This window comes from Pseudomonas umsongensis (assembly GCF_012647205.1).
GTDB lineage: Bacteria > Pseudomonadota > Gammaproteobacteria > Pseudomonadales > Pseudomonadaceae > Aquipseudomonas > Aquipseudomonas umsongensis.
In genome coordinates, this window is the sequence record NZ_CP051487.1 from 5290801 (window position 1) to 5305883 (window position 15083).

15 protein-coding genes are annotated in these 15083 nt (G+C 60.5%); 5 read left to right on the forward strand and 10 right to left on the reverse strand.

Annotated features, from left to right (window positions below):
- Nucleotide 1: 1 nt before the first annotated feature.
- Nucleotides 2–931 (reverse strand): electron transfer flavoprotein subunit alpha/FixB family protein, encoded by a 930-nt coding sequence (locus HGP31_RS23755; RefSeq protein ID WP_020799967.1) that lies wholly within the window; start codon nucleotides 929–931, stop codon nucleotides 2–4.
- Nucleotides 932–1681, reverse strand: a complete 750-nt coding sequence (locus HGP31_RS23760; protein WP_008017740.1) for an electron transfer flavoprotein subunit beta/FixA family protein — start codon at nucleotides 1679–1681, stop codon at nucleotides 932–934.
- A 547-nt stretch (nucleotides 1682–2228) separates the two neighbouring features.
- On the opposite strand from HGP31_RS23760, the gene HGP31_RS23765 reads away from it, so the two are divergent.
- Nucleotides 2229–3893 carry an electron transfer flavoprotein-ubiquinone oxidoreductase gene (locus tag HGP31_RS23765; RefSeq protein WP_020799964.1) on the forward strand — a complete coding sequence of 555 codons (1665 nt, stop codon included), beginning with the start codon at nucleotides 2229–2231 and terminating at the stop codon, nucleotides 3891–3893.
- A 184-nt stretch (nucleotides 3894–4077) separates the two neighbouring features.
- On the opposite strand, the gene HGP31_RS23770 is transcribed toward HGP31_RS23765, so the two are convergent.
- The 6 genes from HGP31_RS23770 to HGP31_RS23795 all read right to left on the reverse strand — a co-directional run bounded on the left by HGP31_RS23770 (nucleotide 4078) and on the right by HGP31_RS23795 (nucleotide 9909).
- Nucleotides 4078–4881 (reverse strand): IclR family transcriptional regulator, encoded by an 804-nt coding sequence (locus tag HGP31_RS23770; protein WP_168758788.1) that lies wholly within the window; start codon nucleotides 4879–4881, stop codon nucleotides 4078–4080.
- Nucleotides 4882–4941: 60 nt separating this feature from the next.
- Nucleotides 4942–6252 (reverse strand): MFS transporter, encoded by a 1311-nt coding sequence (locus HGP31_RS23775; protein WP_168758789.1) that lies wholly within the window; start codon nucleotides 6250–6252, stop codon nucleotides 4942–4944.
- A gap of 153 nt (nucleotides 6253–6405) precedes the next feature.
- Entirely contained in the window at nucleotides 6406–7554 is a 1149-nt protein-coding gene (gene dgoD / locus HGP31_RS23780) for a galactonate dehydratase (protein ID WP_020799961.1), read from the reverse strand.
- A gap of 48 nt (nucleotides 7555–7602) precedes the next feature.
- Entirely contained in the window at nucleotides 7603–8223 is a 621-nt protein-coding gene (locus HGP31_RS23785; protein ID WP_020799960.1) for a 2-dehydro-3-deoxy-6-phosphogalactonate aldolase, read from the reverse strand.
- Nucleotides 8224–8242: 19 nt separating this feature from the next.
- Entirely contained in the window at nucleotides 8243–9235 is a 993-nt protein-coding gene (locus HGP31_RS23790; RefSeq protein ID WP_168758790.1) for a 2-dehydro-3-deoxygalactonokinase, read from the reverse strand.
- 191 nt (nucleotides 9236–9426) lie between these two features.
- Nucleotides 9427–9909 (reverse strand): GNAT family N-acetyltransferase, encoded by a 483-nt coding sequence (locus HGP31_RS23795; protein WP_008065853.1) that lies wholly within the window; start codon nucleotides 9907–9909, stop codon nucleotides 9427–9429.
- Nucleotides 9910–10105: 196 nt separating this feature from the next.
- Between HGP31_RS23795 and HGP31_RS23800 the strand changes: the two genes are divergently transcribed.
- The 4 genes from HGP31_RS23800 (at nucleotide 10106) to HGP31_RS23815 (ending at nucleotide 12435) form a co-directional block, all read left to right on the forward strand.
- Nucleotides 10106–11311 carry an MFS transporter gene (locus tag HGP31_RS23800; RefSeq protein WP_020799958.1) on the forward strand — a complete coding sequence of 402 codons (1206 nt, stop codon included), beginning with the start codon at nucleotides 10106–10108 and terminating at the stop codon, nucleotides 11309–11311.
- A gap of 86 nt (nucleotides 11312–11397) precedes the next feature.
- Nucleotides 11398–11733, forward strand: a complete 336-nt coding sequence (locus HGP31_RS23805) for a hypothetical protein (RefSeq protein WP_033044175.1) — start codon at nucleotides 11398–11400, stop codon at nucleotides 11731–11733.
- Nucleotides 11734–11772: 39 nt separating this feature from the next.
- On the forward strand, nucleotides 11773–12027 hold the full coding sequence (locus HGP31_RS23810; RefSeq protein WP_020799956.1) for a hypothetical protein: 255 nt from the start codon (nucleotides 11773–11775) through the stop codon (nucleotides 12025–12027).
- 27 nt (nucleotides 12028–12054) lie between these two features.
- Complete coding sequence (locus HGP31_RS23815) at nucleotides 12055–12435, forward strand: Rho termination factor N-terminal domain-containing protein (protein ID WP_033044174.1); 381 nt, start codon at nucleotides 12055–12057, stop codon at nucleotides 12433–12435.
- Between the two features lie 130 nt (nucleotides 12436–12565).
- Here HGP31_RS23815 and HGP31_RS23820 read toward each other — a convergent pair whose 3' ends face one another.
- Both HGP31_RS23820 and HGP31_RS23825 read right to left on the reverse strand, forming a co-directional pair.
- Nucleotides 12566–13495: a PfkB family carbohydrate kinase gene (locus HGP31_RS23820; RefSeq protein WP_020799954.1), complete on the reverse strand. Its 930-nt coding sequence runs from the start codon at nucleotides 13493–13495 to the stop codon at nucleotides 12566–12568.
- Nucleotides 13488–14942, reverse strand: coding sequence for a purine-cytosine permease family protein (locus tag HGP31_RS23825; protein ID WP_168758791.1), 1455 nt, complete (start codon nucleotides 14940–14942; stop codon nucleotides 13488–13490). The genes HGP31_RS23820 and HGP31_RS23825 overlap by 8 nt, the downstream gene beginning before the upstream one ends.
- Nucleotides 14943–15083 lie beyond the last annotated feature (141 nt).

Below are 15083 nucleotides of genomic sequence, written 5' to 3' on the forward strand. Positions count from 1 at the left end.
ATTAGACCAGCTTCTCCAACTCAGGGATGGCTTCGAACAGGTCCGCCACCAGGCCGTAATCGGCCACCTGGAAGATCGGCGCTTCTTCGTCCTTGTTGATCGCAACGATCACCTTGGAGTCTTTCATGCCGGCCAGGTGCTGGATCGCGCCGGAAATACCGACGGCGATGTACAGCTGTGGAGCAACGATCTTGCCGGTCTGACCGACCTGCATGTCGTTGGGTACGAAACCTGCGTCGACCGCAGCACGCGAAGCACCCACGGCTGCGCCCAGCTTGTCGGCCAGGGCGTACAGGTGCTTGAAGTTGTCGCCGTTCTGCATGCCGCGACCGCCGGAAACGACGATCTTGGCAGCGGTCAATTCCGGACGATCGGACTTGGCCAGCTCTTCGCCAACGAAGCTGGAGATGCCAGCGTCGTGGGCAGCGCCAACGGCCTCAACAGCTGCGGAACCGCCTTCAGCTGCAACCGGGTCGAAACCGGTGGCACGCACGGTGATCACTTTCACTGCAGCGTTCGATTGAACGGTAGCGATAGCGTTACCGGCGTAGATCGGACGCTTGAAGGTGTCAGCGCTTTCGACCGAGATGATCTCGGAGATCTGGTCAACGTCCAGTGCAGCGGCAACGCGCGGCAGGATGTTTTTGCCGTTGGAAGTAGCGGCAGCCAGGATGTGGCTGTAGCCCTTGCCCAACTCTGCAACCAGAGGCGCAACGTTTTCCGGCAACTGATGCGCGTAAGCGGCGTTGTCGGCCAGCAGCACTTTAGCCACGCCAGCGATTTTCGCAGCGGCTTCAGCCACGGCGCCAGCGCCCTGGCCGGCAACCAGCACGTGGATGTCACCGCCAATCTTGGCAGCGGCAGCAACGGTGTTCAGTGTGGCCGGGGCCACTACTTTGTTGTCGTGTTCAGCAATAACCAAGATAGTCATTTAGATTACCTTCGCTTCGTTTTTCAGTTTCTCGACCAGTTCAGCCACCGACTTGACCTTGATACCCGCGCTGCGTGCAGCAGGCGCTTCGACTTTCACGGTCTTGTTGGTGGAGGCTGTGGAAACGCCCAAAGCGTCCGGAGTCAGCGTCTCGAGAGGCTTCTTCTTGGCTTTCATGATGTTTGGCAGGGACGCGTAGCGCGGCTCGTTCAAACGCAGGTCGGTGGTGACGATGGCCGGCAGCTTCAGGGAAACTGTCTGCGCGCCGCCGTCGATTTCACGAGTAACAGCTACGCTATCGCCGCTGATTTCGACTTTGGAGGCGAACGTGCCCTGACCGTAACCGCTCAGTGCCGCCAGCATCTGGCCAGTCTGGTTGTTGTCGCTGTCGATGGCTTGTTTGCCAAGGATCACCAGCTGAGGCTGTTCCTTGTCGACAACAGCTTTCAACAGTTTGGCAACGGCCAGGGAAGTCAGGTCTTCGGCGGACTCGACGAGGATGGCGCGGTCGGCACCCAGAGCCAGCGCGGTGCGCAGTTGCTCTTGAGCGGTGGACGGGCCTACGGAGACGACGACGATTTCAGTCGCAACACCCTTCTCTTTCAGGCGTACGGCTTCTTCCACGGCGATCTCGCAGAACGGGTTCATCGACATCTTGACGTTGGCAAGGTCGACGCCGGAATTGTCCGCCTTGACGCGAACTTTCACGTTGTAATCCACAACGCGTTTGACAGCTACAAGAACCTTCATGGATTCCTCGTTACTCTCCGGTGAAAAGAAAGTCGCCTAGGCGAACCTGGCGGATAATGCTCATCGGGCGCAAGGGCACCTCCAAAAACGCCGGCAAAAGTGTCAAGTGACCATCGTTCATGATGCTGATGACCGTTTGTCAGCAGTGACTGACGAGTCATTCAATATCGTGACGTGTAGACTGCGCATCAAACCCGCGCGGCGCATCACCTTCTACTGCCATCGCCCTGTCTTTAGAGGTGCTCTTGAAACCAACAGTCAGCCTACGGCGAGCGCAAAACCGCCCGTATCTTGACCGGAACACCTATTCCGGTCAATACGCCAAAATGGCCGTTCATAAGGCGGGTGACTTTGATTTCTCTGGCTTTGAGCCATTTCAAACAAACGTTTGTATTGGACGCTGAGAGTGGTGTAGATATAATGCGCCACCAAAGAGAAAGGTGGTTAATCGATTGTCCTCTCCCGGCGTTGCGCAGGGATTCATGGATGCGACACCCAACCTCCATATTAGAAAAAAAACTGTTGAGCCTTGAGTAGGAGATAACCTGTGGAACGCGAATACATGGAATTCGACGTGGTCATCGTCGGTGCCGGCCCCGCTGGTCTTTCCGCTGCCTGCCGATTGAAGCAGAAGGCCGCCGAAGCCGGTAAGGAAATCAGCGTCTGCGTGGTCGAAAAAGGCTCCGAAGTCGGTGCTCACATCTTGTCCGGTGCGGTATTCGAACCCCGCGCCCTGAACGAACTGTTCCCGAACTGGAAAGAACTCGGCGCGCCGCTGAACACGCCGGTCACCCGCGATGACATCTTCGTGCTGAAAAACGCCGAAAGCGCGCAAAAAATTCCAGACTTCTTTGTGCCCAAGACCATGCACAACGAAGGCAACTACATCATTTCCCTGGGCAACCTGTGCCGCTGGCTGGCCCAGCAGGCCGAGAACCTGGGCGTGGAGATCTACCCAGGCTTCGCCGCCCAGGAAGCGCTGTTCGACGAGAATGGCGTGGTCCGCGGGATTATCACCGGCGATCTGGGCGTTGACCGCGAAGGCAACCCAAAAGAAGGCCTGTACACCCCAGGCATGGAACTGCGCGGCAAGTACACGCTGTTCGCCGAAGGTTGCCGCGGCCACATCGGCAAGCAACTGATCAAGCGCTTCAACCTCGCCAGCGATGCCGACGCCCAGCACTACGGCATCGGCCTGAAGGAAATCTGGGAAGTCGACCCGGCCAAGCACCAGCCAGGCCTGGTGGTGCACACCGCCGGTTGGCCGATGGACATCATGGGCACCGAGAACACCGGTGGCTCGTTCCTCTACCACCTGGAAAACAATCAGGTGGTCGTGGGCCTGATCGTCGACCTGTCGTACAGCAACACCTACCTGTCGCCGTTCGACGAGTTCCAGCGCCTCAAGCATCACCCGGTGCTCAAGCAGTACCTGGAAGGCGGCAAGCGCGTCAGCTACGGCGCCCGCGCCATCTGCAAGGGTGGCCTGAACTCGCTGCCGAAGATGGTCTTCAAGGGCGGCGCGCTGATCGGCTGCGACCTCGGCACCCTGAACTTCGCCAAGATCAAGGGCAGCCACACCGCGATGAAGTCCGGCATGCTGGCGGCTGACGCCGTGGCCGATCGCCTGTTCGCCGAGTCCGAAGGTGGCGATGAACTGACCAATTACGTCGAAAGCTTCAAGAACAGCTGGCTGTACGAAGAACTGTTCGCGAGCCGCAACTTCGGCCCGGCGATCCACAAGTTCGGCGCCATCGTCGGCGGTGGTTTCAACTGGCTGGACCAGAACATCTTCGGCGGCAAACTGCCGTTCACCCTGCACGACACCAAGCCGGATTACGCGTGCCTCAAACTGGCGGCCGACTGCAAGAAGATCGACTACCCGAAACCGGACGGCAAGATCAGCTTCGACAAACTGAGCTCGGTGTTCATTTCCGGGACCAACCATGAAGAAGAGCAACCTTGCCACCTGAAACTGGCCGACGCGAGCATCCCGATCAGCAAGAACTTGCCGCTTTACGACGAACCGGCCCAGCGTTACTGCCCGGCCGGCGTGTATGAAGTGGTGACCAAGGAAGACGGTGAGAAGCGCTTCCAGATCAACGCCCAGAACTGCGTTCACTGCAAGACCTGCGACATCAAGGACCCTGCACAGAACATCACCTGGGTGACACCGGAAGGTGCCGGCGGCCCGACTTACCCGAACATGTAAGCCGAACCACTGAACATCAAGGCTCCCGAATGGGGGCCTTTTTGTTGCCTGCAATTTAGGCAACACCATTAAACCAATGTGGGAGCGAGCCTGCTCGCGAAAGCAGTGTGTCAGTCGATACCCATATCGAATGATAAATCGCTTTCGCGAGCAGGCTCGCTCCCACAAGGATTACCGCATACCGTCAGATTTTGGCGCCCAGTTCCGCCGACAGCCGGGCCGTAACCCCTTTGATCAAAGGAATCAGCTCGGCCATTTTTTCCAGCGGCATGTACGGCACGGTACTGGCGATGCTGATGCCGGCGACGATGCATTTGCTGGCATCGCGGATCGGTGCCGCCACGCAGCGGATCGACGGTTCGTTGTCTTCCAGGTCGAAGGCATAACCGCCGGCCACGTACTCGATCATGCGCTGCTGGAACTGTTCCCACGACTGTTCGGGGTGCTGCGGCCAGAACTGGTTTTTCCCACCCACCGGCAGGCTGATTTCGTACAAGCGCTGCCACTCTTGCGGCGAGTCATCGAGCATCAATGCCTTGCCGATTCCCGTGCGCGCCAAGGGCATGCGATGGCCGACCCGCGAGCGCATTTCCGGGCCGTTGCGCCCCGGATTCTTGTGCAGGTACAGCACCTCATCGCCTTCGCGGATAGCCAGGTGAATGGTATCGCCGGTCAACGCCGACAGCTCATCCAGATATGGCCCGGCCAGGGTCACCAGCGGCAATTCCTCACGCGCCTGAAAACCCAGTTCGATCAACTTGGGCCCCAACAGGTAACCGACCTGCGGCACCACCCGCAGATATCGCTCGTCCACCAGGCAACTGGCCAGGCGATGGGTGGTGCTGCGCGTGGTGCCGATCAACCGGGCGATTTCCTTGAGATCGCGGGCGCCACTGGCCACGGCCTGAACCACACCCAACCCGCGAAGCAGGGTCTGGGTGCCAGTCGGTGCGGCGTCCTTGGCGATTTTTGGGGCGTCTTCCTGCATATCCAGCCTTTACCGTTGAGCGAGTGAACGGGCGGCATTATGGTCGCCCGCGGGTCCCGACTACAACTTGATACGCTCGACCTTGCCCACCAGCAAGATGTAGGAAAGTGCACCGATCAACGCCAGGACCGAGATATAGGTAATGGCCGGGGCAAAGGAATCACCGCTGGCAAGGAAGCCGATGACGATCGGCGTGGCGATGGCCGACAGGTTGCCGATGAAGTTGAATACCCCACCGGTCAGCCCAAGCAGTCGCGCCGGAGCCAGGGTCGACACCAGCGACCAGGTGATCGAAGCCAGGCCGTTGCCGAAAAACGCCAGCGCGAGGAAGGCAATTACCAGCGGCGTCGACTCAACGAAGTTGGCGCCAATGATCGAAGTGGAAATCAGCAGGCCACTGATGATCGGCAACTTGCGGGCGAAGCCCACGGAGTAACCACGACGAATCAGAAAGTCCGAGAAGAAACCGGAGCACAGCACGCCGACGAACGCCGCGAGAAACGGCAGCGATGCCAGCAGTCCGGACTTGATGAAATCCATGCCGCGGTATTTCACCAGGTAGGTCGGGAACCACGTCAGGAAAAACCACAGGGTCGAGTTGAGGCAGAATTGGCCGAGGTAAATGCCCCAAAGTTTGCGCTTGGTGAGGACAATTCCCAGGTCGGTCCAGCTGAATTTGGCTTTGACCCTGGCTTGTTCGGCCTGGATGTCCACCAGCCCGCCGCCTTCGCGGATCAAGTCGATTTCGGCGTCGTTGGCGCCTTTGAAATCCCGGGGCTCGCGATACACCGCGTACCAGATCACCGCCCAGAGAATGCCCACTGCGCCGGTGGCCACGAACACCATGTGCCAGCCGAATTCATGCTGCAGCCAGGCCAATACCGGCGTCAGGAAAGCCAGGCCGACGAACTGTCCAGACGTGTAGAAACCGATGGCCGTGGCACGCTCACGCTCCGGGAACCAGGTGGTAACCACGCGACTGTTGATCGGATAGGCCGGCGCTTCCAGGGCACCGACCGCCATGCGCAATACGAACAGGGCGATGAAGCTGCCCGCGAAACCGAGCATGACCGTGGAAATCGACCATAACAGGAGTGCAGCGGTATACAGAATGCGCGGCGGCACCCGGTCCACCAGCCAGCCACCGGGAATCTGCATGGCGGCGTAGGTCCAGCCGAAGGCCGAGAAGATCAGGCCGACGTGTATTGGATCGATGCCCAGGTCGCTGGTCAGCGCTGGCGCAGCGATCGACAGGTTGCTGCGGTCCAGGTAGTTGATCACCACGGTGATGAACAACAGGACCATGATGAAAAAACGCTTGCGGCTGGGCGCCGCCAACGACGCCTGCCCGGTGAGGGTTTGCGGTTGCATGGGGAGTGCCTCTTTTTATGTTTATTGAGGTCGTGATCGTTCCCACGCTCTGCGTGGGAATGCAGCCAGGGACGCTCTGCGTCCCAAAAGCGGACGCAGAGCGTCCAGTGAGGTATTCCCACGCAGAGTGTGGGAACAATCACCGCGCAGGCATTACCACTCGGCAAAACTGCCGTCGGCATGGCGCCAGATCGGGTTGCGCCAGCGGTGGCCGACGGCGGCGCGTTCGATCACATATTCTTCGTTGATCTCGATGCCCAGGCCCGGGCCGTTCGGGATTTTCACGAAGCCTTGGTCGTAGTCGAACACCCGTGGATCCTTCACATAGTCGAGCAGGTCGTTGCTCTCGTTGTAATGGATGCCCAGGCTCTGCTCCTGGATGAACGCGTTGTAGCAGACAGCGTCCAGTTGCAGGCACGCCGCCAGGGCAATCGGACCCAGCGGGCAATGCAGCGCCAACGCCACGTCGTAGGCTTCGGCCATATTGGCGATCTTGCGGGTTTCGGTGATGCCGCCCGCATGTGAAGCATCCGGCTGGATGATGTCGACGTAGCCCTCGCTGAGCACGCGCTTGAAATCCCAGCGCGAGAACAGCCGCTCACCCAGGGCAATCGGCGTGCTGGTCAGCGGTGCCAGCTCCTTAAGCGCTTCGTAGTTTTCGCTGAGCACCGGTTCTTCGATGAACATCAGCTTGTACGGATCGAGTTCCTTCATCAGCACCTTGGCCATGGGCTTGTGCACCCGGCCATGGAAGTCGACGCCAATGCCGACGTTCGGCCCGACCGCATCACGCACGGCAGCGACGTTGGCCAGGGCCAGGTCGACTTTGTCGAAGGTATCGAGGAACTGCAGCTCTTCGGTGCCATTCATTTTCACTGCGGTGAAACCCCGACTGACCGCTTCTTTCGCCGCTCGCGCAGTGTCTGCCGGGCGGTCGCCGCCGATCCACGAATACACGCGGATCTTGTCCCGCACCTGTCCACCCAGCAGGTCACTGACCGACACACCCAGCGCCTTGCCCTTGATGTCCCACAACGCCTGGTCGATGCCGGCCAGGGCACTCATGTGGATGGCGCCGCCACGGTAAAAGCCACCGCGGTACAGCACGGTCCAGATGTCTTCGATATTGCGTGGGTCTTTGCCGATCAGGTAGTCGGACAATTCTTCAACGGCAGCCGCGACAGTGTGAGCGCGGCCTTCGACTACGGGCTCGCCCCAGCCGGTCACGCCTTCGTCGGTCTCGACCTTGAGGAAGCACCAGCGTGGCGGAACGATGAAGGTGGTCAGTTTGGTGATTTTCATCTGTCGGTCTCTCTTGTTAGATCCAGCGCTCGCAGCGCCAAAAAAGTCTTAGCGAAGGGCTTTCCAGGCAGCCACGTAGGCCTTGGCATTGGCCGCCACTTGCTCAGGGGTCATGCCCGGCTTGAACAACCCGGACCCGAGGCCGAAGCCTTTGACGCCCGCGTCGATAAACACCTGCATGTTGTCCGGGGTAATGCCACCGACGGGCGCCAGGATCGTTCCCGCCGGCAGCACCGCGAGCCAGGCCTTGACGACCGCCGGGCCCATTTGCTCGGCCGGGAACATCTTCAGCACATCAGCGCCCTCGGCCAGTGCCGCGAAGGCCTCGGTCGGGGTGGCGACACCGGGCGACAGATAAAGGCCAGCCGCTTTCGCCGCGCGCAAAACCTTCGGATCGCTGTGGGGCATGACGATCACCTGGCCGCCGGCCGCTTTCACTTGCTCGACCTGTTGCGGCGTCAGCACCGTGCCCGCGCCAATCAGGCAATCGGCGGGCAACGTACTGCGCAGGATGCGAATGCTTTCATACGGCTCCGGGGAGTTGAGCGGCACTTCGATGACGCGAAATCCGGCTTCATACAGGACTTCGCCGATAGCAGCGGCTTCTTGCGGGCGCAGGCCACGCAGGATCGCGATCAGCCCGTTTTGCGCCAGTGCGTGTTTGAGCATGTCAGGACTCCAGTCAGGGTTAACGATGTGGCGTGGGCGAGATCAGGCCGGCAGCCAGTGCCAGCTGCCACAACCCGCGTTCGGTGGCCTGTTCGGCCAACGTCACCCGCGCAAAACCGCAGGCATCGAGCGCGCGGCTGTAGCGGCTGCACAGTTGGGAATTGCCAATCAGGATGATCGAAGGCAGGTGCACGCTGTTGCGTCGACGCCGTTGCACGCAGGCCAGGGCCGACAGTTCATGGCCGATCAACAGGCCGGACAAGTAATCCGCTTGCGCCGTGGCGCTGAGCTCGCCGGTCAGGCCGAGGCTGCGGGCGCTGAACAAGGTCGACAAGGGGCCTATTTCGCCGTCTGTCGACAACGCCACCTGTACGCCGCGATCGAACGCATCGCCATCGAATGACGCGCCGCGCTGCTGGGTACGCCCCAGAATGCTGTGTTCGCTGAGCACGGCGAAGACTTCACCGGTCATGAAGGTATCGAAATGCACGATGCAGCCGTCGACCACTTCCACCCATTTCGAATGGCTGCCCGGCAGGCCGATCAGTAGATCGGCGCCCGCCTCGCCTGCGATGTTCTGCAGTACGCCGAGCACTTGGGTTTCTTCGCCGCGCATCACGTTCGGCAAGTGCGAACGCTGGATCACCCCCGGCACGATGTGTACATCGACACCGCGAAGACTGCGAACGGTTTGCAGGGAAGTGCCGAGATTGGCGACGTTCGCCGGCGTGTCGCGATAAGCCGCCTCGCGCCAGCCCTGGGCGCTGCCCACCATGCCGCAGGCGATCACTGGCAAGTCGGGCTGTTCGTCGAGCCAATCGCCACAGGCCTGGTCAAAAGCCAGTTCAAAACCATCGACGCACTCTCGGCCGTTGATCATTCGCGCAGCCTTGGGCAACTGCATGATCCCCGACGACAGCGAGCGCTGTTCGAGCACCTGGCCGCCCGCGGCAAGTTTGTAGGCACGTAATGAGGTTGTCCCCCAATCGAGCGCGATTAATTGCGCCTGCATCGCTTCACCTGTTCTGTTTTTGGCAGTGAGTGAGGCGGACTATAAACCTTGGTGCCGCAAAATCTCAATATATAAATATCAATCCCATATATTGAGACAAGACAAAAAAAGATCGCAGCCTTCGGCAGCTACAGAATCGGGTTTACACGCGATTCATGGCGCTGCCGAAGGCTGCGATCTTTTAAACGGTATCAATTACCCTCGGCAAAATCCCGCAAGACGGCCCCGTCCATGCGGTAGCGCACCCACTCTTCCTGCGGCTGCGCGCCTAGGGATTTGTAGAAGTCGATAGCCGGGGTGTTCCACTCCAGCACGCTCCATTCGAAGCGCCCACAGTCGTTGGCACAGGCGATTTTCGCCAGGTGACGCAACAAGGTTTTACCCGCACCGCCACCGCGCTGTTCAGGTGTGATGTACAAATCTTCGAGGTACAGGCAGTTGCTGCCCAGCCACGTGGAGTAGCTGAAAAAAAACACCGCAAAACCGATGGGCACACCCTCGCGCAGGCAGATCAGGCCATGGGCCGTCGCCCCTTCACTGAACAGGCTGCGTTCGATGTCGGCGACACTGGCGATGACTTCATGGCGAGCACGTTCGTAGTCGGCCAGTTCAGTGATGAACGCGAGGATTTGCGGCGCGTCACTGGGGGTTGCCGGGCGGATTTCGATCGTCATGGACGTGCCTTGTCAGAAGTTGAAAACGCCATACTAAGGCGCCGCGAGAATTGTGGCGAGGGAGCAGGCTCCCTCGACCCCCATGCACCTTACTCCGGTCCACGCTAACCCTGGCATCGCGAACCTGAGACCTAACATGAACGCCTTGCATGATAGATAGATGACCTGCGTATTTATCGGGTCAAGGAACCGCGACATGTCCACTGCCACACCCCCAGTCTCCAGCAAATTGTTCGGCCTCTTTTGCCTGGCCAGTTACCTGCTCTCGCTGTCCTACGGTTCGACCTTTTTGCTGTCGCTGCTGATCGGCTCGCGCGGCGGCAACGAACACGACGCCGGCAGTGTAATTTCGGCGGCGATGCTGAGCACCTTTGCTGCGGTGATTGCGTCCGGTCACTTGTCCGACCTGCTCGGTGCCGCACGTTCGGTCGCGCTGTTCGGCCTATTGCTGGTAGTGGCCAGCCTGGGCTTCGCCTTGACGCCGGGCTTGGGCCATCTCCTGCTGTTTTTCGGGCTATTGCTGGGGTTGGGTTGGGGGGTGTTCTACACCCTCGGGCCGATCATTGTCGCGAGCCTGGTCACTCCCGTGCAACGGGCCAAATACTTCGCACTGCTGTCGGGCAGCATGATGACCGGGATCGGCAGCGGGCCCTTGCTGGGTCGCGTCGCAAGCGCCCTCGGCTTCCCGGTGACAGCCGCGTTTTATCTCGCTGCACTGGCCAGCCTGATCGGGGTTTTGCTGTTCTGGCAGCTCGATCGGCATCTGAAAAATGCATCGCTGGAATCGACGGCGGTTTCGCGGATTTCCTGGCGTGCAACGGCCCAGGTGCTGTCCTCCAGAGCGGTGTTTCCAATCATCATGGTCGGCCTCGGCGGTTGCGTTTTCGGTGGCCTGTCGAGTTTCCAGACCAGCTACGCAGCGGCGCGCTCGCTCGACTATTCGCTGTTCTTCCTGGGCTTCATGGGCGCGGCGATCAGCAGCCGCATGCTGATCGCAGGTTTCGTGGTCAAGCGTGATCCGTTGCGCGCTTCCTGCCTGCTGTCAGGCCTGATGCTGGGCTCGATCCTGCTGTTCGGCTTCGTGGTCGATGATGGCTTGAGCTACGTGGTCGCGGCGGCCATGCTCGGGGTCGGCTACGGGCTGACTTACTCGGTGATCAATGGCCTCGCCGCCAATGAAGCGCCGACCGGGACCACTGCGCAATCCTTGCTTTTGTTCAGCCTGTCGTACTTCATCGGCGTGTTCGGCTTTCCGTTGCTCGCCGGGAAAATCATCGTCGAACAAGGCATGGCCAACCTGCTACTTACCGTCATCGCGATCGCCCTGCTCAATTGGCTGATCACCCTGGGCCGATTGATCTGGCGTCACGTCTGCTCAACCCAGGCGATGCAACGAGTCTAGACCGTTCGTCGCTGATCAGGCACCAATTCAAAACGGGGGCGGACCAACATCAGGTAAGGACTCTTAATCAATGGAGACACCGCGCCATGCTCCCGACCAGGTTGACCGCCCTCGCCCTCGCTGTCCTGATGTCCCCGCTTGTCATCGCTGCCACGACCGCGTCCGGCACCGGCCCGACCAACCCGGTCGAAACACCCAGAGTTCCCGCCCTCCAGAGCGCCCCCGTGATCAACATCAACGGCACGGGCGTCGACAGCAACTTGCCGCCGTCGACCGGCACCGATCCGCGGATCCAAGGCAACGATGCAGGCCGCCAGGGCGGCCTGAACCTGCCCGATACCAAGACGCCCGATAAAGCCAGCCCCGGCATAGGTTCTACCACCACCGAAAGCCCGGGCTCAATAGGTGGCGCAAGCCAGTAGCTCGCCACTCTACCGACTCATCACAACGAAGAGGTAACCATGAACGCCGATAAAAACCTGGAAAAAGAAGTCCTGACCCGCCTGCTGCACGCCCACCCCAGCGGTCTGGGCAAGGAGGTGCTGGACAATTACCGTGGGGAGAAAGTCGTGGCCAGTACCCTCGCTGCACTGCAGGAGCGTGGACTGATCCAGCACGGCAACGTGCAATGCAACGAAGCCGGCGAACACTCGCTGAACCTGCCGATCAAACTCAGCGCTGCCGGCGTTGAAGCGGCACGCAAGCTGGATGTTTGAACCCACCAAGAAGCCAGGAGAAATCCCATGCCTCGTGGAAGCAAAGACAAATACACCGCCGAGCAGAAACGCAAGGCTGAACATATCGAAGACAGTTACGAGCGCAAAGGCGTGTCTAAGGACGAAGCCGAAGCGCGTGCCTGGGCGACCGTGAACAAACAGTCCGGCGGTGGTGAGCGTGCCGGTGGTTCAGGGCGCAAGAAGCCGGCCCGCGCCAAAGCGCAAGATCGAGAGGAATCGTCGCGACGTGCGGTGCTCAGCCGTGAAGGTCATTCGCGCAACAGCAAGGCTTCGCGCGAGGTGCAGACCGTCGAAAGCCTGATGAAAGAAGCCCGGGCGAAGAATATTCCGGGTCGGTCCAGCATGCGCAAGCAGGAGTTGATCGAGGCGTTGCGCAAGGCTGGCTGATATATGTTGAATTCCAGGGCCTCTTCGCGAACAAGCCCGCTCCCACATTTGATCGCGTTTCTTCAGGTAGAATCCGGTCGAAATGTGGTAGCGAGCCTGCTCGCGAAGGCGTTCCGACGAAAGCGGTAGATCAGGCGCCGATACTCTTGCGGATCAACTCATCCACCTCAGCAGCCCCAGGCGAAGTCGCCGGCCCCCACCGGGTCACCGACAGCGCCGCGGCCGCATTGGCCCGTTGCGCGGCATCAAGCGCAGACAACCCCTGCGCCAACCCCGCCACGAACACCCCGGCATGGGCATCGCCGGCGCCATTGCTGTCTACCGCCTGCACCTTGAAGCCTGGTACATGTCGACGTTCGCCCGGCTGCTGAATCCAGCATCCTTGCGGCCCGTCGCGAACGACCATGAGCACATCGCGCGGCAAATATTCGACCAGACGATCCAACGCCTGGTCGATTTTCGTCGCGCCTGTAATCTTCAACGCTTCGGCGCTGTTACTGGTCCACACGTCGATGCGCGCCAGCAACGCCTGCATCAGCGGCGCATCCGGGGAATCCACCAACGGCCCCGGATCGAACACCACATTGATCCCGTTCGGCAACGCCAGCACCCAATCCACCAGCGCCCGCGCCTTCCCCGCCTGCAGGAGGCTGTAGCCGCTGACATAGACATAATCGCCCGCCTCGACCGGCACGCTGCCCAGGTCTTGCGCAGTCAATTCGCCTTCGGCACCGATGTAGGAAACGAAACTGCGTTCGGCCGAGGCGTCGGTGATGGCGACGCATAACCCGGTATCGCGCTCGGCGCGCTCAGCAATGCCGATCCGGATGCCTTCGGCGTTCATTGCTTCACGCGCCAGGTCGCCGAATCGCCCGGTGCCGTGGCGACCGAGGTAGACCACCGAAAGACCATTGCGCTGGGCGGCTGCCATCACATTAAAACCGCCGCCAGCCTGGAAACTCGCGGACTGCGCCAATACATCGCCCCCCGCTTGCGGCAGTTTATCCACGGCCATCACCAGGTCGATGATGACCTGGCCGGTGTGCAGCAACTTAGGCATGAGCATTCTCGATCAACGCGGCCCGACGATCCTTCGCCCCGCCAAGTACCCGATAAATGCCACCGGCGACCACGAAGGTCACGATCCAGCCGAGACCGTTATGCCCCAGCCACGAGTCGGACAGGAAGCCTTTGAACCAGACGTTTTCTGCCGTGGTGCCGATGGTGGTGAAACTGAAACCGAGCACGATCGCCACCGCCCAGGCACCGAACGCGCGCCACTCGACGCCGCCGTGATACCAGTAGGCACTAAGCGGGCTGACGTCCAGCAGGTCCTTGGGGCTGTAATAGTGACGATGAATCAGATCGACCACGAAGATCCCTACCCATGCCGTGATCGGCACCGCCAACAGGGAAATGAAGGTGATGAACGGGCCGTAGAAACTGTCGGCGATCAACATGAAGTAAATCGAACCGGCGAAAATCGCCACGATGTCTACCACCACGGCGTAGACGCGCTTGACTTTAAGACCGAGGGTCAGCGTGGTCAGGCCGGCGGAGTACACCGACAGGTTGTTCGACAGCAGCAGGCCACCGAACGCGGTGATCAGGTAGGGCACGGCCATCCAGGTCGGCAGCATGTCGCGGATGGCGATGATCGGGTCGGCGGCCTGGGCCAGGTCGTTGTTGCCCACCGACAACAGGCCTCCGAGGGTGATCAACAGCACCAGTGGAATGCCCGCGCCGAACGCCGCTGACGCCACCAGGCGCACGGCCTTCACGCTGCGGTGCTGGTAGCGCGACATGTCCGCGCCAGCGTTGGCCCAGCCGATCCCGGTGCCGGCCGCCATGGTGCCGATACCGATGATCATCGCGCTCATCGGTGCCGGTGTGGCGTTGAACACCGCGCTCCAGTCGATGGTGGCGCAAAGAAAGCCGCCGACCAGGATATTCAGTGCCCCGAACACGTAGGTCGCCCACTTCTGGATCACCAGCAATGTGGCGTGACCGAGACCGGAAACCGACAAGGTCAGCAGCACGAAAATCGCGATGAACACAAGGGTCAGCAGTGGCGCGCTTTTGGCCTCTACCGGCGAACCAAAAAGGATCGAGCACAGCGACAGCAGAACGAACGCGGCAGTGGTGGTATTGACGGTTTCCCAGCCCAGGCGCGACATCAGCGATACCAGGGTCGGGCCAATATTGCCGCGCACGCCGAAGATGGCGCGGGACAGGGTCAGGCTTGGCGCGCGGCCACGACGACCGGCGATGGATATGATCCCGACCACCGCGAAGGAACCGGCGGCACCGAGGATCGCGACGATGACTGCCTGCCAGATCGCCAACCCGCGAAACGCCACGAGGGTCGCGCCCAGCGGCAGGCCGAGAATGGAAATGTTGGCAGCGAACCACACCCAGAACAGCTGCAGCGGATGGCCATTGCACTCGGCCTCCGGCACCGGTTCGATGCCGCGGGTTTCCAGTTGCCCGGCGTTCGATGAACTCATGAAAAATGCTCCTGTTGCCATTTTTGTGGTTGTGGGCAATTCAGATATTGGGTGGCCCGCGACAATCCCCTGTAGGAGCTGCCGCAGGCTGCGATCTTTTGACCTTGATTTTCAGCGACCTCAAGGCCGCCAAGATCAAAA